The sequence below is a fragment of the Pseudarthrobacter sp. C1 genome (assembly GCF_034720455.1).
Taxonomy (GTDB): domain Bacteria; phylum Actinomycetota; class Actinomycetes; order Actinomycetales; family Micrococcaceae; genus Arthrobacter.
The window spans coordinates 408,576-426,170 of sequence record NZ_JAYESK010000002.1 but is presented as its reverse complement, the minus strand read 5'-3'; the positions used below and the strand labels follow the sequence as shown (position 1 = coordinate 426,170).

Sequence of the window (17,595 nt, the reverse complement as noted above, 5' to 3'; positions counted from 1 at the left end):
GACGCGCCCGCCCGTTCGCGGCCCATAGCCTTCAAGCATGAACCTTTCAGTCCTTGCCGGCACCCTTTCCACGGTGCTCTTCGCCCTCGGTATGCTGCCGATGCTGGTCAAGGCGGCACGGACCAAGAACCTGTCCTCCTACAGCCTGGGAAACCTGCTGCTGACAAATGTGGCCAATGCGGTCCATTCCGTGTACGTGTTCAACCTCCCGGCCGGGCCCATCTGGGCCCTCCATCTCGCCTACGTCGCGGCTTCCGGCCTGATGCTGGTGTGGTGGCTGCGCTACGGCGGTGCAGGCCGCACTGAGGGAGGCGCCCACGCGTCAGGACAGGAAGGCTCAGAATCAGGCATTCCCATCAGCACAACAGGAGCACAGCCATGAACAGCAGCAACGTGACCGGCATGCTGGACACAATGATCATCGGCGGCGGCCAGGCGGGACTCGCCCTGGGCCACCACCTCATGGAGCAGCACCGGAACTTCCTCATCCTGGATGCAAATCCGCGCACCGGCGACGCCTGGCGCCAGCGGTGGGATTCGCTCCGGCTGTTCACACCCGCGAAGTTCGACGGACTTCCCGGAGAACCGTTCCCGGCCGATCCGCTGTCCTTCCCCACGAAGGACGAGGTGGCCGGATATCTGGAAAGCTATGCCGCGGGGAAGGGGCTGCCCATAGTCCACGGCACCCGGGTGGAACGCCTGTGGCGGGAAGCGGACCACTTCGTCGCAGCGTCCAACGGCCGCCGCTGGGAGGCGCGCAACGCCGTCGTGGCTACCGGGGTCAGCCAGGCACCCAAAGTGCCTGCTTTTGCGGCGGAGCTTGCCCCCTCCATACTCCAACTCCACTCCAGCGGCTACCGGAATCCGGGCCAGCTGCAGGACGGGCCGGTCCTGGTGGTGGGGCTGGGCAACTCGGGGGCGGAGATAGCCCTCGAAGTATGCCGGACCCACCCCACTACCGTGGCGGGCAAGCCCGGCGGCGAGCTTCCGGTGAAACACGGCCGGGCCGCTGCCCGCTACGCTCTGCCCCTTGTCCGCTTCCTTGGGCTGCATGTGCTCACGCTTGGCACGCCCATCGGGCGCAAAGCGGCGCCGGTCTTCAAAGCGCACGCCACGCCCCTGATCAGGACCAAGACCAAGGACCTGGCGGCGGCCGGCGTGCGGCTCGCACCGCGGGTGGCCGGCGTGGAGGACGGGAAGCCGGTCCTGGCGGACGGCACCCGGCAGGATGCCGCAAACGTGATCTGGTGCACGGGGTTCCGGGACGATTTCAGCTGGATCGATCCGGACCTGCTCGACGGCGGCGCGCTGCCGCGCCAGCACCGCGGTATCGCCCTGGACACCCCCGGGCTGTTCTTCCTGGGGCAGGAATTCCTGTACGCGGCGGCCTCCGCAACCCTTCCCGGAGTCGGCCGCGACGCGCGGTACCTTGCGGCCAGGATTCCTGCTCCGCTCAACCGCGAGTCCGCCGTAGCTCCCACTTGAGCCGCCGCGTTGTGGCCTCAGGCAGCCGTTTGGAGACAACACGGTAGATGAGGAGGATCGCCACAGCGGCTACAACTATGCCGACGAGGTTCAGCAACAGCTGGAAGGCGGATCCGGCCGCCTTCTGGAACTCGCCCAACACCAGCGCCACGGCAACGTATCCCGCCGCCGGGACGGTGGTGACCGAGATAAAGACGCCGATGAGCGCCGCTGACCGGCGACTGATGACGGACAACATTCCCGCGGCGCCGGCCAGGATGGCGACGATCAGTGAATAGGGTCCTGGATGGTAGATGAATTCGACGGCGGATCCGGTGTCCAGGGCATCGGCGGGAAAGAGCCCGAGCGGGATGGATAGCCAGGCGGTCAGCGCCGCCAGCAGCATCGCCACCGGAAAACCGACGCCAAGCGCGACGGCGGCCTTCCGCCCGAGCCCCCACTGGCCCCGCGCCAGTGCCACGGCCAGCGCAGCCAGGGGACCGAACTCCGGCCCTACGGCCATCGCCCCCACGATGGCGATTGTGGAATTGGTCACGATGCCGATCGCGGCAAGCTGGGTGGCCAGGACCAGGAAGGCCAGATAGCTCCACGATAATTTTGAGTCCTCGCCGGTCTGGTGCGAGACCTCGTCCCAAATCACCGCATCCGCGCCGAATCCAGGGGCAGCTGACTCGGCACTGTCTGCGCGCCGCGACAGTACGAGCTCCGGCATCGAAATGACGATCGATCCCATCTCTTGCGCCTTGAGGACATCAAGTTTCTCAAGCAGCCCCTCGACCGATTCCCGGGCAACCTGGAGTTCGATGACATCGCCCGGGGGCGCCACGGATGCGCCTGGAAAAAAGGCTGCCTCGGCCGTTCCGGGATGGTCCTGACAAGTATTCAGCGTCACTGCCGACAACTCTTCCGGCACACAGATCCGCAGCTGGACAATCACGTCGGCTCCCCTCCCTGGTTGTGGCAAGCATAGTTCGTGGGCTGGGGCGCTGCCGTTTATTGGCCTTGGCCGACGCCGATCCGTAGGCTTGATGTTTTGGCTGGCGGGTCTGGAGGGGTTTTCATGTCGAGTGCGGGGACCCTGGTTGAACCACGCCGTGGACGCCAGGCCCGGTCCGGCCAGCGGAAACCGACCTTCCGTCCCGAAGTCCAAGGGCTCCGGGCGCTCGCCGTCCTGATGGTCGTCGCCTACCATGTGTGGCTTGGCCGGGTATCGGGCGGAGTGGACATCTTCCTGTTGGTCTCCGCCTTCCTGCTGACACTCTCCTTTGTCCGGAAAGCCGAAGCAGGGCGCCCGTTTGGACTCCTGGCCCACTGGCTGCACCTGTTCAAGCGGCTGCTGCCGGCCGCCGTCGTGGTAATCCTCGGCGTCCTCGCCGGCACCTGGCTGATCCTCCCGCAGAGCCGTTGGCCGCAGGTCCTGGAACAGGCCTGGGCCTCGCTGCTTTACGGCCAGAACTGGCTGCTCGCGGACACGGCGGTGGACTACTACGCGCAGGACCACGCAGGCGCCAGCCCGCTTCAGCATTTCTGGTCGCTGTCCATCCAGGGCCAGGTGTTCATCCTGTGGCCACTGATCTTCACCGGCACCGCGGCGCTGCTGGCGTTGCTGCACCGCGTCCCGGCACTGGCCGGGGTCAACTACCGCGGGTTGTTGGGGCTGGCCTTCGGCGCGGTGTTCGCGGCATCGCTGGCATACTCCGTGGAGCAGACAGCCACCAACCAGGCCTACGCCTATTTCGACACCAGGACCCGGCTCTGGGAGTTCGCGCTGGGCTCCCTCCTGGCGCTTGCCCTGCCCTGGCTGAGGCCGGCACGGGCCCTCCGCGTGGTGCTGGGCTGGGCAGGCCTGGCTGCCATGGTCTCCTGCGGCCTGCTCCTGACCGTGGACCGCTCGTTTCCCGGGTACGTTGCACTCTGGCCCACCCTGGCCGGCGCCGCGATCATCCTGGCCGGGCAGACCGGCAGCCGGTGGGGCGTGGACCGGCTCCTCGGCAGCAAGCCGCTGGTGGCACTGGGAGACAATTCGTATGCCCTGTACCTGTGGCACTGGCCCGTCCTGGTCCTCTCGCTCGCCGCCACCGGCGTGGAGGCGCCCAATCTCGTCCAGGGCCTGGGGATCGTCGGCGCCTCCATCGTGCTCGCCGTCCTCACCACGCGTTTTGTGGAAAAGCCGCTCCGCGACTGGCGCTGGCCCCAGCTGCGGGCCCGGCGCACCGCCGTCGTCATTGCCGCCTGCGGTGCCGTCCTGGCGGGGCCCGTCGCAGTGTGGCAGACCACGCTCACCGCCGAGGAAAGCGCGACGGCGGCGCAGCCCCGGGAGCTCACGCCCGGTGCCGCGGCACTGAACCTGGAAAACGCCCCGGTGCCGGCCCCGGATGCCAGGATCATTCCCGGGCCTGCCGCGCTGGACAACGACTGGGCCGGGATCCATGCTCCCTGCACCGGGGCCAACGCCACCAGCGACCCCATCCTTGAGGGCTGCCGGCAGGAGCTTCCGGAAGGGGAGGCGGCCAGGCGCATTGTGGTCCTGGGCGACTCCCACTCCCAGCAGTACCTCGGCGCGCTGGCGCCGGTCGCGGCCAGCCGGGGCTGGGAACTGGTGACGCTGCTGATGCCGGCCTGCCGCTTCGGGGCGGAATCGGCCGAAAGGAACGCCGAGTGCAACGCCCACAACAGGGCCAGCGCTGCCTACGTCTTGGAGCATCGGCCCGACGCCGTGTTCACGGTGGCCTCGCTGACGCACGAGGAGGCGCCCTACGAGACTGAGGTCCCGGGATACCTTGAGGGAGTCCGCCCGTTCGCGGCCGCGGGAATCGATGTGATCGGGATCAGGGACAACCCCCGTTTCACCTTCAACATGCCCGAGTGCGTGCAGCGGAACGGCGCGGACGCCGCGGAATGCAGTGTGCCCCTCTCGGAGTCCCTGGCGGACCCGTCGCCGCTGGACGGCTACCGGGGCAAACTGGAGCGGCTGCACCTGATGGATCTGAGCGACTTCATCTGTGCCCGGGGGATCTGCCCCGGCGTGGTGGGGAACGTCTATGTGTACAAGGACGACAACCACCTCACCCGGACGTATGTGGAAAGCATGATCCCCATGTTTGAGGAGCGGTTGCTGGCAGCCACGGGCTGGAGCTGAGGGCCGGGGCTGCTCAGCGGCCGGCCGGGACGTGCAGTTGCTCACATTGCACGCGTGGAATAGGGGGATCGGCGCGGAGGTTCTAATATTTACTCAATACTTTCCGGCCCGCAGGGCGCCGCCCCCGCGGCAGCCCGGCAACATCTCCTGCACAGGCCAGTCCCGTAATGACGGGCTGGTCATCGGCTGCAACCCCTACCCGTCCAGCAACCAAGGTAAGAGGCGCACTCATGACCGAGCCCGAACACAACCCCTTCGGCTTCATAGGCCTGACCTACGATGACGTCCTGCTCCTGCCGGGCCACACCGAGGTCATCCCGTCCGAGGCCGACACGTCCTCCCGGATCTCCAAGCGGATCACTGTGCAGACGCCGTTGCTTTCCGCGGCCATGGACACCGTCACCGAATCCCGCATGGCCATCGCCATGGCGCGGCAGGGCGGCCTGGGCGTGGTGCACCGGAACCTTTCCATCGCGGACCAGGCGGACCAGGTGGACCGGGTCAAGCGCAGCGAATCCGGCATGATCACCAACCCGCTCACCATCCGGCCCGAGGCAACCCTGCGCGAGCTGGACAACCTCTGCGCCCAGTACCGGGTCTCAGGCCTTCCCGTGGTGGATGAGGACAACCGCCTGCTGGGCATTGTCACCAACCGCGACACCCGCTTTGTTCCCGAGTCCGACTTTCCGCTCCGGCTGGTCAGCGACGTCATGACCAAGATGCCGCTGGTCACCGGACACGTGGGAATCAGCCGCGAGGAAGCCTCGCACAAGCTGGCCACCAACAAGATCGAGAAGCTGCCCCTGGTTGACGACCAGGGCCGGCTCAAAGGCCTCATCACCACCAAGGACTTCACCAAGGCGGAGCAGTACCCGCTGGCCACCAAGGACGACGAAGGCCGGCTCCGCGTGGGCGCCGCCATCGGCTTCTTCGGGGACGGCTGGGAGCGCGCCATGGCACTCGTGGACGCCGGCGTCGACGCCCTGTTCGTCGATACCGCCAACGGCCACTCCCAAGGCGTGCTGGACATGATCCGCAGGCTCAAATCCGATCCCGTTGCCGCGCACGTGGACATCATCGGCGGCCAGGCCGCCACCCGCGAAGGCGCCCAGGCGCTGATCGACGCCGGTGCCGACGGCATCAAGGTGGGCGTGGGGCCGGGCTCCATCTGCACCACCCGTGTGGTGGCCGGTGTTGGCGTCCCGCAGATCACCGCCATCTACGAGTCCGCCAAGGCTGCCATCCCGGCCGGCGTTCCGCTGATTGCCGACGGCGGCCTGCAGTACTCGGGCGACATCGGCAAGGCGCTGGTTGCCGGAGCCGACACCGTCATGCTCGGCTCCCTGCTCGCGGGCTGCGACGAGTCCCCGGGTGAACTGATCTTCGTCAACGGCAAGCAGTTCAAGTCCTACCGCGGCATGGGCTCGCTGGGCGCCATGCAGTCCCGCGGCAAGAACACGTCCTACTCCAAGGACCGCTACTTCCAGGCAGACGTCTCCGGTGATGACAAGCTCATCCCCGAGGGCATCGAAGGCCGGGTTGCCTACCGCGGTCCGTTGTCCTCCGTGGCCTACCAGCTGGTGGGCGGCCTCCGCCAGACCATGTTCTACACCGGGGCGCCCACCGTTGCCGAACTGAAGGCCCGCGGCAAGTTCGTCCGGATCACCCCGGCCGGCCTGAAGGAATCGCACCCGCACGATATCCAGATGACCGTCGAGGCGCCGAACTACGGCTCCCGCTAAACACCAGGAAGGGATGGGCAGTGCTGCCCATCCCTTCTTTTTGCGCCGTCAAGTACATTCGATGGATCAACATCCGGCAATTGGGGGACGGTTTGAACGGCGGATTCTACGGAGCTGACGTCGCGCAGTTGCAGCAGCTCGCAACAACCATGAGCAGCGCGGGCCGGATGCTGGAGATGCAACGGCTGGCTCTGAACGGCCGGGTGGCTGGCACGCCCTGGCCCGGTCCGGACGCTGAGATATTCCGCCAGGACTGGAAAACCGTCCACAGCCGCTCGCTTGGGGCAGCCGCCATACTCCTGCAGCAGGCAGCTAAGGACCTGATGCGGCAGGCGGATGAACAGCAGCGGGCAAGTGCTGCAGGCGGTGCTTCAGCGATGCTGTCCCTGCCTGGCGTCGAGCGGTCCCCGGAGCCCCGGCCCGAGGACCTTCACGGCAGATCCCCGGCGGAGATAAGGACCTGGTGGTTCGGGCTGGCCGGCCACCAGCAGCAGGCGTTCATCCGCAGCCACCCCCACGAGGCGGGAAACACCAACGGGATCCCTTTCGACGCGCGGATCGAGGCCAACCGGCTCAACGCCCGGTTACGGATCGACTGGCTGCAAAACAACGATCCTGAGCCCAGGCTGAATCCCTGGATCCTCGACTCGGGCTATCCCGCACGCTTCGCTGCCGAACATGAGGCGTGGCGCAAGCGTCAAGATGGCATCGGATACCTTCAAAATGTCGTGGAAGGCAAGATCCACCTGGCAGCCTACGATCCCGGCCAAAGTTCGATCGTGGAGCTGCTGGGTGAATACAACGCTGCCACGACGACGGTGATCACCTACGTTCCCGGAACCACCACCAACGAGGCGTCTTTTTACGACGGCGGCCCACAGGCTGTGCCCAACCGCCTGGTCCAGGCCGATACCTCCGGGAGCACGGCGGCATTTGTCTACAAGGGATCCGAGTTCCCCGACGGCGACCTCGTGGAGGCCTTCCTGGTGGAGGCCAAAAGCGATGAATTCGTGGCTGCATCGGCACCGGTCCTCGCTGCCTTCCAGGAGGCGGTGGACCTGGAGCTGCCACGCGACGCCCAGACGGTGGGCATGGGCCACAGCTGGGGCCTGCGGAACGTGACGGGCTCCGAAATGGAGGGGGCGTCCTACAGCAAGGTCATCGCGCTCTCAGGTGCCGCGATGCCGCCGGGCTGGACGCCCAGCCCTGGGACCGACTACACCAGCTACACCTACCCCGATATCCTGCTCACGGCAGAGGCCAACGGGCTGGTGGGCGAGAACTACCCCATGCGGGAGCCCGCCTTTGACAAGCACGTCTACGCTCCGCCGGGCGGTCTCAGGCCCTCGGAGATGTACAGCATCGACAACCATTCGCTGATTGCCGAGACTGTTCCCGAAAACGAGGAAGCCCTTGATGACATCGAAGAGGAAATCAGTGGCCGGTAAGTCCAGGCGCGCTTCTGCCTGGCGACTTGCAGGAGCAACAGCACTGCTAGCAATGGTGGCCTCGTGCGGACAGGCCGGAAATGGAAAGAACATGGACATCAGCCTGGAATCAGCCAAGGACAAGGTCATGTCCACCGAGCAGGAGATCGTAGGCCTCCTGCCCCAGGACAAGGTGCTGTCCAGGTTCGCCCACGACACCTCGCCGCTGATGCCCTGTTCCGGGGAACAACGAAAGTGGACCGGCGACGCCGAGGCCGAGCTTGGGCCGGGAGTTGACCGGGATGCATTCCTGGACGATGTCGTGGCGTCGATGTCCACCAAGGACGGCTGGACAGTGGATGACGGCAAAACCGCCGGCGGAAAGCGGAGGGTCGACCTGTTGCACAGTGACGGTACCCACCTGCTGGTGTCCTTCCGGGATGCACCCGAGACACTCAGGGTGTCCGGCTACAGCGCCTGCTTCCCCTTCCCCGAGTACGAGTACGGCGAGGAGTACTGACGCCCGCCCGACCCGGGGCGCGGCACTAGGCTGGGACCATGCCCCCAACGCAACATCCGGCGGAGCTTACCCCCAAGCGTGAGCCCTCGCGGCGGCTGGCCCTTCGCCCATACGCCCGCGCGGTGGCCCAGGTACTGCGCGTCAGCTTCCATGCCTCGCCTGGCGCTGTGATCATGAAGGTGCTCGGCTCGCTGATCTCGGCCGTGCTTCCCTTGGTGACCACCTACTTCGCCGCGCTCACCACCACGGCGCTGGCGGCGGCCTACGCTGGTGACTCCGGCGCAGGGCAGCTGGCCATCGTCTACGTCATCGTCACCGCTGCCCTCGGGCTGTTCTGGGGCGCCTTCAGCAGCGTGGACCGCTACATCCAGCAACTGATGAGCTTCAGGGTGGGCGCCATCGTGGGCGACCAGATGTACGAGCGGTTCCTGGCGCTGGAGTTCTGGCGTTACGACGACAAAGAAACCGTTGACCTGTACGACCGTGCCAAGCGTTTCTCCGATTCCTACGCCCGGGTGCTGGATCGGATCGCAGCCATCTTCACCCAGCTCGTATCGGTGATCCTGGCCATCGGGGCGCTGCTCCTGGTCAGCTGGTGGATCGCGGTGATTGTCCTGGTGGCCATCGTGCCCAGCGTCTACCTTCAGTTCAAGCTGTCCCGTGAGCAGATTGCCCACTGGAACACCCAGGTGGACTCGCGCCGGCAGCGCAGGATGATCGAAACGAACCTCCTCCGGCCGCAGCACATCGCGGAGATGCGCCTCTACGGCATCGTGGGATTCCTGATGGGCCTCCGTTCCCGCCTCCGGGACGCGGACGAGCGCCGCCGCCTTGATTTCCAGCGCCGGTATATCCCGAAGCAGCTCGCCGCTGATGCCCTGCAGTACGGCGCGGAAGTGGTGTCCCTGATCTGGGTGGTGGGGCAGATCATCGCCCGGGCCCAGCCCGTGGGCCAGTTCCTCTACGTACAGCAGATTGTCAGCAGGGCACTGTCCACCGCGAACAGCCTCGTATCCTCCCTCAGTTCCATCGATGAGGACCTGGCCAACCTCAAGGACTACGAGCTGTTCATGGCGTTGCCGGTGCACTCGGAACACGCGCCGCCCCTGCTGGCATCCCCGAAAACCGTTGAGCTGAAAGACATCCGCTTCACCTACACGGGCAGCGACATCGAGGTGATCCGCGGCATCAGCATGACCATCCGCGAGGGCCAGCACATCGCCGTCGTGGGGGAGAACGGCGCCGGAAAGTCCACCCTGATACGTATACTCGCCGGACTCTACCGCCCCGACTCCGGGCAGGTGATGCTCGACGGCGTTGACCTCGCCGCCGTCGACGTCACCTCCTGGCACCGGCACCTGGCGGTGCTGAGCCAGGAGTTCCTCAAATACGAGTTCGCCACGGCTGCGGAAAACATCTACTTCGGCGACGTCGACTCGCCGCGGGACGATGCGCGCATCCGCAAGGCTGCTGGAGACGCGGAGGCGCTGGAGTTCATCAACAAACTCCCCAACGGCCTGGAAAACCACGTCAGCAACTGGATGGAGGACCCGCGCGGCCGGAAGGGCAGCGGCCTCTCCGGCGGCCAGTGGCAGCGGCTCGCGATGGCCCGCAACTTCTACCGGAATGCTTCATTCATGGTGATGGACGAGCCGACGTCAGCCATCGACGCCCTCGCCGAGCACCGGATCTTCACCCGCCTCTTCGCCGACCGCGGCAGCACGATCATCGCCATCAGCCACCGCCTGGCCACCATCGAGAAGGCGGACATCGTGTACATGCTGGAGGACGGCAGGATCGTGGAGCAGGGCACGCACAAGGAACTGGTGGCGCTGCGCGGGCGGTACTTCCGGATGTTCGAGTCCCAGCTCAGCGTCCCCACCAGCCCCTGACCCCGCTTCGCCTGCCAGGGAACCGGCGGGCGTCGGCCGCAGGCGGCCGGCGGGGCGCGGCCTCAACCACGGTGGTGCGCACGCGGGCGAGGCTTGGCTGCGGCGGAACGCTGCTGAAACCGAAGGTCACCGGCGGGTGGACAGGTGCCAGTGCGCCGGCGTCAGCGCCGTCCCAGCTGACGACGGCGGCACTGATGGTGTGCAGGTCGCTCACCCCGTAGTACTCCCGCCGGCCGCTGCCCGCGGTGCCGGACGTCCGGGAGCCGCGGCTGACAATGCCGGCCACGGGACTGACGGCGCGCAGCCAGCCGGGGTGGACTGCCAGCCGCCGGGGGACGGTCCGCAGCGTGCGGCCAAGGAGGGTCCGGCTGCCCAGGCTGGCGCTGATCCCCAAGGGACCGGCGTCGACCGTCAGGATCCCCTGCTCCAGCCGCGCGGACACGCCGACCACTGCAACGTCGTCGAAGGTGTAGGTGGCGGAAATGAAGTCCGCCGCCGCCCCGGTGGGGGCCAGCAGTTGCCGGTGCCCGGAGGGGTGCTGGACCATCACGTCCGCAAACCGTCCGAACGGGGACTCCTGCCAGATGCCCACCACCGCCCGCAGTCCGGAGCCCGTGCCAATGCCGGCAATATGGCCGTCGAATACCCACTGTGAACCCATCAGCCCACTGTAGCCACGGACAGCCGCAGCCGTGGCCAGTACCCCGGCTGGGATAACCTAGAGCAGTGACTTACGAGATCGAGATCGGCCGTGGCAAGCGTGGGCGTCGAGCCTACTCCCTGGATGACATTGCAATCGTCCCTAACCGTCGTACCCGCGACCCCAAGGACGTCTCCGTCTCCTGGCAGATCGACGCCTACCAGTTCAGCATGCCGGTGATCGCGGCGCCGATGGATTCAGCCATGTCGCCCCAGACCGCCATTGCCCTGGGCCGGCTCGGCGGCCTCGGCGTGCTTGACCTCGAAGGCCTGTGGACCCGCTACGAGGACCCGCAGCCCATCCTGGACGAGATCGGCGCGCTGCAGGATGAAACCAACAGCCCCGCCGTGACGGGGCGGATGCAGGAGCTGTACAAGGCGCCCATCCAGCCTGAACTGATTACGTCCCGCCTGGCGGAGATCCGCGAGGCCGGAGTGACCGTGGCGGGGTCGCTCACCCCGCAGCGCACCCAGGAGCACTACAAGACGGTCGTGGCCGCCGGCGTCGACATCTTCGTCATCCGCGGCACCACCGTATCCGCCGAGCACGTCTCCAAGGACCACGAGCCGCTGAACCTCAAGCAGTTCATCTACGAACTCGACGTCCCCGTCATCGTGGGCGGCGCGGCCGGCTACACGCCCGCCCTGCACCTCATGCGCACCGGCGCCGCCGGTGTCCTGGTGGGCTTTGGCGGCGGTGCCACCACCACCACCCGCCGCGCCCTGGGCATCCACTCGCCCATGGCCTCCGCCATTTCCGACGTCGCCGCCGCACGCCGGGACTACATGGACGAATCCGGCGGCCGCTATGTCCACGTGATTGCCGACGGCGGCATGGGCACCTCGGGCGACATCGTCAAGGCGATCGCAATGGGAGCCGACGCCGTGATGCTCGGCAGCGCCCTGGCCCGGGCCGAGGAGGCGCCAGGCAAGGGATGGCACTGGGGCCAGGAAGCCCACCACCTCGAACTTCCCCGCGGCGACCGCGCCAACGTGGGCACTGTAGGCCCGCTGGAGGAAGTGCTGTTCGGGCCGGGCCACCACACCAACGGAACCTCCAACCTCATCGGCGCACTGCGCCGCTCCATGGCGACCACCGGCTACTCGGACCTGAAGGAATTCCAGCGGGTCGACGTCGTGGTTTCCCCTTACGCCGGAAACTGACAGACTCCTGCCCAAGCGTGCCGCAAGCAAGTAGGGTGGTTTTACTACCGGCACGAGAGGCACTGGAGGCGTTCAATGAAGAGATTTCCTGTTAACGGCGGGGCACTCGGCCCGGAAGCCAGGGAAGCATCCATCCAACGGCTGCGTGCAACCTCGGAGCCCGGCCAGGAGCTGGACATCCTCATTGTTGGCGGCGGGATCGTGGGCACCGGAGCCGCGCTGGACGCCGTCACGCGGGGCCTGACGGTGGGCATCGTTGAGGCGAACGACTGGGCGGCAGGCACGTCCTCCAGGTCCTCGAAGCTTATCCATGGCGGTCTCCGCTACCTCGAAATGCTGGATTTCGGCCTGGTGAAGGAGGCCTTGCAGGAGCGGGGGCTGCTGCTCTCGGAACTGGCGCCCCACCTCGCGCGGCCGGTGCCATTCCTGTATCCGCTGACCAAGCCCTTCATCGAGCGGCCCTACGTGGGTGCCGGCATCGCGCTGTATGACGTCATGTCCATCTCCAGCGGGCACAGCAGGGGAGTGCCGTTCCATAAACACCTCACCCGCCGGGGCACCCTGCGTGCCGCCCCCAGCCTCAAGAACGATGCCTTCGTTGGCTCCATCCGGTACTACGACGGCCAGGTGGACGACGCCAAATACTGCGCCAACCTGGTGCGGACCGCCGCCTACTATGGCGCCCACGCCGTCAACCAGATGAAAGTGGTGGATTTCCTCCGCGAGGGTGAACGGGTAGTGGGGGCCAAGGTGGTCAACCATGAGGACGGGACGCAGTTCAACATCCGCGCCAAGCAGGTCATCAATGCCACGGGGGTCTGGACGGACGAAACCCAGGCCATGGTGACCGACCGCGGCCAGCTGAAGGTCAGGGCCTCCAAGGGCATCCACCTGGTGGTTCCGCGGGACCGCTTCCAGTCAACGGTGGGGCTGATCCTGCGCACCGAAAAGTCGGTATTGTTCGTGATTCCCTGGGGCCGGCACTGGATCATCGGCACCACGGACACCGACTGGAACCTGGACAAGGCCCACCCGGCCGCCTCCAGCAAGGACATCGACTACATCCTGGAACACGTCAACAAGGTCCTCAAACGGCCGCTGACCCGGGAGGATGTGGAGGGCGTCTACGCCGGCCTGCGTCCGCTCCTCGCCGGGGAAAACGACTCCACCGCCAAGCTGTCCCGCGAACACGTGGTGGCCCATCCCGTTCCGGGCCTTGTGGTGGTGGCCGGCGGGAAGTGGACCACCTACCGCGTGATGGCCAAGGACGCGGTGGATGAGGCCACCCGCACCATGGACGAGCGGGTTCCGCCCAGCTGCACGGAGACCATCCCGCTGCTGGGCGCAAGCGGATTCAGGGCGGCCTGGAACCGGCGCAACCGCACCGCGGAGGAATCCGGCGTGCATGTGGCCCGCATCGAGCACCTGCTGAACCGCTATGGCTCCATGACCGATGAAGTGCTGGCCATCATCGAGGAGAATCCGGCAATGGCTGAGCCGATTCCCGGCGCTGACGACTACCTCCAGGCCGAGGCCGTGTACGCCGCCACCCACGAGGGTGCCCGGCACGTGCACGACGTCCTGACCCGAAGGACCCGGATTTCCATCGAGGCGTGGGACCGCGGCGTGTCCGCCGTGCCGGTTGTCGCTAAACTAATGGGTGACGTTCTTGGCTGGAGTGACGAACAGCGCGAAAACGAGGTCCGGCACTACATCGCACGGGTGGAGGCCGAACGCCTCAGCCAGCAACAGCCGGACGACGAATCCGCAGACGCCGCCCGCCTGGGCGTGGAAGACATCGTGCCCTTGCGCTGAGGGGTCCACGGCAACAGCACTCCTGACCGAAGGGACACGCCTTGGCGGAACCACTTGACCGGTACGATGCCGGGCTCACCACGCCCGAAATGGTGATCCTGGAGCTGGAGGCAACGGACAAGGCTGATGCCGCCACGCAACTCGCCAAGCGGCTGTATGCCGCCGGGCGGATTTCGGACCTGGACGGATTCCTCAAGCATGTGAATGCCCGGGAACACCAGCTGGCCACAGGGCTTCCCGGCGGGATTGGCCTTCCGCACGCCCGCAGCGAGTTTGTTTCCCGCACGTCCATTGCCGTCGGCATCGCCAAGTACGGACATGCCCTGGACTTTGGCGCGGCGGACGGTCCCGCTACCGTGATCCTGCTGATCGCCACCCCCGCGAGTTCCTTCTCGGACCATCTCGAAGTCCTGGCAACCTTGGCCCGGTCGCTGTCCAAGGAGTCGTTCCGGGAGTCGCTGCGCCGGGCTTACGATCCTGAGGTGATTGCGGAGCTCATCAACTCGAGCCTGGTGTTCTTCGATCACTAGGCAGCCCCAGCCAACCACCCGGGCCACCGGGACCGACCGTCCGGTGCGGTTCCTGCCGCCGTCCCGGCGTTTAGTTGTTCTACAGCGGCACGAAGTACGGTTAAGACGTGTGGAAAACAGCCCTTAAGCCCCGATGGATCGCCGGTTTTGTCTTCGCGATCGCCATCTCCGGGGTCTTCGTGCTGCTGAGCCAGTGGCAGTTCGGGCGGTCCACCAGGCCCGAAATCCCCGCCAACCCCGCCACCGAACAGGTCCGGCCCCTCACTGAAACCCTGCAGCCCGGCGAGTTCTTCCACGGAACGGATGCCGACCAGATGGTTTCGGCAGAGGGATCCTATGATCCCGCAAGGCAGCTGCTGGTTCCCGGCCGGCTTCACGACGGCAGGCCAGGCTACTGGGTAGTTACCGCCTTTGCCGTCTCCGGCGCACCCACGCTGAGCGGCGTTGCCGCCTCACCCCAGACGTGGATCCCGGTGGCCCGCGGCTGGGTGGCGGACCGCGCGGCTGCTCCAGCGCCGCCGTCGGGCATCCTCCAACTGACGGGGCGGCTCCTGCCGTCCGAGGCGCCCGTGCCGGGAACGGCGCCCCGGCCGGGAGAAGCCACCGCGGTTTCCGTGGCTGAGCTGATCAACTACTGGGAGGTCAGCAGCTACCCCGGTTTCGTCGCCGCCACCGCGGAAATAACGGGCGGCGAGGACGTCAGCCCGGCTGCCGTGCCCGGCGAGCTCCTTCCCCTGAACATCGGCCCGCAGCCGCCGGCCCAGCAGATCAACTGGCTAAATCTCTTCTATTCCCTCGAATGGGTGGTCTTCGCCGGCTTTGCCCTCTTCATCTGGTGGCGGCTCGTCAAGGACGACTACCACCGCGACCTCGAGGACAGCCTTGAGGAAGAAGACGAAGACACCCTGCATCCCGAACACAACCAGCAAAAGGTACAGCCATGATCGACCCGAAACCGGCCAACCCCGCCACCGCCGCAGGCACCAACACCGGCACCAACACCGGCGCCAGCCCGGCAGGAAAGTCCGCCGGCAGGAAGCGGCGCTTCGGCGGGACTGAGGCCCAGATCCGCTCTGCCCTGAAGTTCTACAAGGTGCTCGCCTACCTGACCGGCACCATGCTGCTGCTGCTCTGCGCCGAACTGGCCGCCCGGTACGGCTTCGGGCAGTACCTGTTTGCCGGCGGCACCAACGCCGTCACCGGGCAGCCTTTCGGCTTCGGTTTTGCCGATGCGGAGCCTCCGGGTGTGCTGGGAGGCGTCAACCTGTCCGTGGCCGTCCTGATTGTGCACGGCTGGATGTACGTGGTGTACCTGATCTCCAACTTCCGGCTCTGGTCCCTGATGCGCTGGCCGTTCCTCAAACTGGTCCTGCTGGCACTGGGCGGCGTGGTTCCCTTCCTCTCCTTCATCGTGGAAAAGAAAGTCCACGCCGAGGTTGAGGCGGAGCTGGCCGCCAACCCCCAGGCACCCCGGCGCTACTGACCGGCAATGGCCGGGGCTGCCCGCCGGGGAGTCTGCTCCGTCACAGCACCGCTTCTCAAGGTGCGCCGGCGCAACAGCGCAAAGTAGGCTATAACGGTGACTACTCCCACTGCATCCCAGACTTCCCAGAAGCCGGTGCTGGTTGTTGACTACGGTGCCCAGTACGCGCAGCTGATTGCCCGCCGCGTCCGGGAAGCAAACGTGTATTCGGAAGTGGTTCCGCATACTTACACCACCGAGCAGCTCCTGGCCAAGAACCCCGCCGCCATCATCCTGTCCGGCGGCCCCTCCAGCGTTTACGCTGACGGGGCCCCGAGCGTCGGTGCCGACCTCTTCGAGGCCGGGGTCCCGGTCTTCGGCATCTGCTACGGCTTCCAGGCCATGGCGAACGCCCTCGGCGGCAAGGTGGACAAGACCGGGCTGCGCGAGTACGGCTCAACCCAGACCACCATCATCGGTGAAGGCCGCTCGGTCCTGGAAGGCATGCCCCAGCACCAGAACACCTGGATGAGCCACGGCGACTCCGTCCACGAGGCCCCGGAAGGCTTTGAAGTGCTGGCGACGACGGCGGGCGCCGAAGTGGCTGCCTTCGCCAACGAGGAGAAGGGCCTGTTCGGCGTGCAGTGGCACCCCGAGGTAAAGCACTCCGCCTACGGCCAGCAGGTCCTGGAAAACTTCCTCTTCAAGGGTGCCCGGATCGAGCCCAACTGGACCACCGGGAACATCCTCGAGGAGCAGGTGGAACGGATCCGGAAGCAGATCGGTGATGCGAGGGTCATCTGCGGCCTCTCCGGCGGCGTGGATTCCGCCGTCGCCGCAGCCCTGGTGCAGCGCGCCGTCGGTGACCAGCTGACCTGTGTGTTCGTGGACCACGGACTGCTGCGCGAAGGCGAAGCCGAGCAGGTGGAGCGCGACTTCGTGGCCGCCACCGGCGTGAAGCTGTATGTCGCGAACGAGCAGGAGCGCTTCCTGTCCGCGCTTGCCGGCGTCAGCGATCCCGAAACCAAACGCAAGATCATCGGCCGCGAGTTCATCCGCGCGTTCGAGGAAGCCGAACTGGCCATCATCGCCGAGGCCGCCGCCCATGGCGAGAAGATCAAGTTCCTGGTCCAGGGCACCCTCTACCCGGACGTCGTCGAAAGCGGCGGTGGCGAAGGCGCAGCGAACATCAAGAGCCACCACAACGTGGGCGGCCTGCCCGAGGACCTGCAGTTCGAGCTCGTCGAACCGCTGCGGGCACTCTTCAAGGACGAAGTCCGCGCCGTGGGTGCACAGCTGGGCCTGCCCCAGGAAATCGTGGGTCGCCAGCCCTTCCCCGGCCCCGGCCTCGGGATCCGGATCGTCGGCGAGGTCACCAAGGAACGCCTTGACCTGCTGCGCAAGGCCGACGCCATCGCGCGCGCCGAGCTGACCGCCGCCGGCCTGGACAACGAGGTCTGGCAGATGCCCGTGGTGCTGCTGGCTGACGTGCGCAGCGTCGGAGTCATGGGTGACGGCCGCACCTACGGCCACCCCATCGTGCTCCGCCCCGTCTCCTCCGAGGACGCCATGACGGCGGACTGGTCCCGGCTTCCGTACGAACTGCTGGCCAGGATCTCCAACCGCATCACCAACGAGGTGGAAGGCGTCAACCGCGTGGTGCTCGACGTCACCAGCAAGCCGCCGGGAACCATCGAGTGGGAGTAGCATCCTGAGTGGC

Annotated in this window: 15 protein-coding genes; 13 read left to right on the top strand and 2 right to left on the bottom strand. The window is 66.6% G+C overall.

Going from position 1 to position 17,595, the window contains the following annotated elements:
* The first annotated feature begins 37 nt into the window (after window positions 1-37).
* Both U7114_RS04610 and U7114_RS04605 read left to right on the top strand, forming a co-directional pair.
* Window positions 38-382 (top strand): hypothetical protein, encoded by a 345-nt coding sequence (locus U7114_RS04610; RefSeq protein WP_157241652.1) that lies wholly within the window; start codon window positions 38-40, stop codon window positions 380-382.
* A complete protein-coding gene (locus tag U7114_RS04605; RefSeq protein WP_323056645.1) occupies window positions 379-1,485 on the top strand; it encodes a flavin-containing monooxygenase in 1,107 nt (368 codons plus the stop codon). The genes U7114_RS04610 and U7114_RS04605 overlap by 4 nt, the downstream gene beginning before the upstream one ends.
* Here the strand turns inward: U7114_RS04605 and U7114_RS04600 are convergent.
* A complete protein-coding gene (locus tag U7114_RS04600) occupies window positions 1,454-2,422 on the bottom strand; it encodes a DUF389 domain-containing protein (protein ID WP_323056644.1) in 969 nt (322 codons plus the stop codon). The genes U7114_RS04605 and U7114_RS04600 overlap by 32 nt on opposite strands.
* Window positions 2,423-2,545: 123 nt before the next feature.
* Here U7114_RS04600 and U7114_RS04595 point away from each other — a divergent pair, with 123 nt between their 5' ends.
* The 5 genes from U7114_RS04595 (at window position 2,546) to U7114_RS04575 (ending at window position 10,205) form a co-directional block, all read left to right on the top strand.
* On the top strand, window positions 2,546-4,624 hold the full coding sequence (locus U7114_RS04595) for an acyltransferase family protein (RefSeq protein WP_323056643.1): 2,079 nt from the start codon (window positions 2,546-2,548) through the stop codon (window positions 4,622-4,624).
* Window positions 4,625-4,854: 230 nt separating this feature from the next.
* Entirely contained in the window at window positions 4,855-6,366 is a 1,512-nt protein-coding gene (gene guaB / locus U7114_RS04590; protein WP_104998577.1) for an IMP dehydrogenase, read from the top strand.
* Window positions 6,367-6,386: 20 nt separating this feature from the next.
* Window positions 6,387-7,814: a hypothetical protein gene (locus tag U7114_RS04585; protein ID WP_323056642.1), complete on the top strand. Its 1,428-nt coding sequence runs from the start codon at window positions 6,387-6,389 to the stop codon at window positions 7,812-7,814.
* A gap of 91 nt (window positions 7,815-7,905) precedes the next feature.
* Window positions 7,906-8,313 carry a hypothetical protein gene (locus U7114_RS04580; protein ID WP_323056641.1) on the top strand — a complete coding sequence of 136 codons (408 nt, stop codon included), beginning with the start codon at window positions 7,906-7,908 and terminating at the stop codon, window positions 8,311-8,313.
* 38 nt (window positions 8,314-8,351) lie between these two features.
* Complete coding sequence (locus tag U7114_RS04575; protein ID WP_323056640.1) at window positions 8,352-10,205, top strand: ABC transporter ATP-binding protein; 1,854 nt, start codon at window positions 8,352-8,354, stop codon at window positions 10,203-10,205.
* On the opposite strand, the gene U7114_RS04570 is transcribed toward U7114_RS04575, so the two are convergent.
* On the bottom strand, window positions 10,183-10,866 hold the full coding sequence (locus U7114_RS04570; RefSeq protein WP_323056639.1) for a hypothetical protein: 684 nt from the start codon (window positions 10,864-10,866) through the stop codon (window positions 10,183-10,185). The genes U7114_RS04575 and U7114_RS04570 overlap by 23 nt on opposite strands.
* A gap of 65 nt (window positions 10,867-10,931) precedes the next feature.
* Here U7114_RS04570 and U7114_RS04565 point away from each other — a divergent pair, with 65 nt between their 5' ends.
* From U7114_RS04565 to guaA, 6 genes are all read left to right on the top strand, one after another.
* Window positions 10,932-12,068 carry a GuaB3 family IMP dehydrogenase-related protein gene (locus U7114_RS04565; RefSeq protein WP_323056638.1) on the top strand — a complete coding sequence of 379 codons (1,137 nt, stop codon included), beginning with the start codon at window positions 10,932-10,934 and terminating at the stop codon, window positions 12,066-12,068.
* Between the two features lie 75 nt (window positions 12,069-12,143).
* Window positions 12,144-13,883 (top strand): glycerol-3-phosphate dehydrogenase/oxidase, encoded by a 1,740-nt coding sequence (locus U7114_RS04560; RefSeq protein ID WP_157241659.1) that lies wholly within the window; start codon window positions 12,144-12,146, stop codon window positions 13,881-13,883.
* Window positions 13,884-13,924: 41 nt separating this feature from the next.
* A complete protein-coding gene (locus U7114_RS04555; protein WP_157241660.1) occupies window positions 13,925-14,413 on the top strand; it encodes a PTS sugar transporter subunit IIA in 489 nt (162 codons plus the stop codon).
* Window positions 14,414-14,520: 107 nt separating this feature from the next.
* Window positions 14,521-15,357 carry an SURF1 family protein gene (locus U7114_RS04550; RefSeq protein WP_323056637.1) on the top strand — a complete coding sequence of 279 codons (837 nt, stop codon included), beginning with the start codon at window positions 14,521-14,523 and terminating at the stop codon, window positions 15,355-15,357.
* Window positions 15,354-15,896 (top strand): DUF3817 domain-containing protein, encoded by a 543-nt coding sequence (locus U7114_RS04545; protein WP_323056636.1) that lies wholly within the window; start codon window positions 15,354-15,356, stop codon window positions 15,894-15,896. The genes U7114_RS04550 and U7114_RS04545 overlap by 4 nt, the downstream gene beginning before the upstream one ends.
* Before the next feature lie 96 nt (window positions 15,897-15,992).
* Window positions 15,993-17,582: a glutamine-hydrolyzing GMP synthase gene (guaA, locus tag U7114_RS04540; RefSeq protein WP_139029867.1), complete on the top strand. Its 1,590-nt coding sequence runs from the start codon at window positions 15,993-15,995 to the stop codon at window positions 17,580-17,582.
* Window positions 17,583-17,595: the final 13 nt, after the last annotated feature.

What these genes read in the sequence shown, in the direction of transcription:
- U7114_RS04610 (WP_157241652.1), top strand. Translation starts at nt 38, where the DNA reads ATGAACCTTTCAGTCCTTGCCGGCACCCTTTCCACGGTGCTCTTCGCC.
- U7114_RS04605 (WP_323056645.1), top strand. Translation starts at nt 379, where the DNA reads ATGAACAGCAGCAACGTGACCGGCATGCTGGACACAATGATCATCGGC.
- U7114_RS04595 (WP_323056643.1), top strand. Translation starts at nt 2,546, where the DNA reads ATGTCGAGTGCGGGGACCCTGGTTGAACCACGCCGTGGACGCCAGGCC.
- guaB (WP_104998577.1), top strand. Translation starts at nt 4,855, where the DNA reads ATGACCGAGCCCGAACACAACCCCTTCGGCTTCATAGGCCTGACCTAC.
- U7114_RS04580 (WP_323056641.1), top strand. Translation starts at nt 7,906, where the DNA reads ATGGACATCAGCCTGGAATCAGCCAAGGACAAGGTCATGTCCACCGAG.
- U7114_RS04575 (WP_323056640.1), top strand. Translation starts at nt 8,352, where the DNA reads ATGCCCCCAACGCAACATCCGGCGGAGCTTACCCCCAAGCGTGAGCCC.
- U7114_RS04570 (WP_323056639.1), bottom strand. Translation starts at nt 10,866, where the DNA reads ATGGGTTCACAGTGGGTATTCGACGGCCATATTGCCGGCATTGGCACG.
- U7114_RS04560 (WP_157241659.1), top strand. Translation starts at nt 12,144, where the DNA reads ATGAAGAGATTTCCTGTTAACGGCGGGGCACTCGGCCCGGAAGCCAGG.
- U7114_RS04545 (WP_323056636.1), top strand. Translation starts at nt 15,354, where the DNA reads ATGATCGACCCGAAACCGGCCAACCCCGCCACCGCCGCAGGCACCAAC.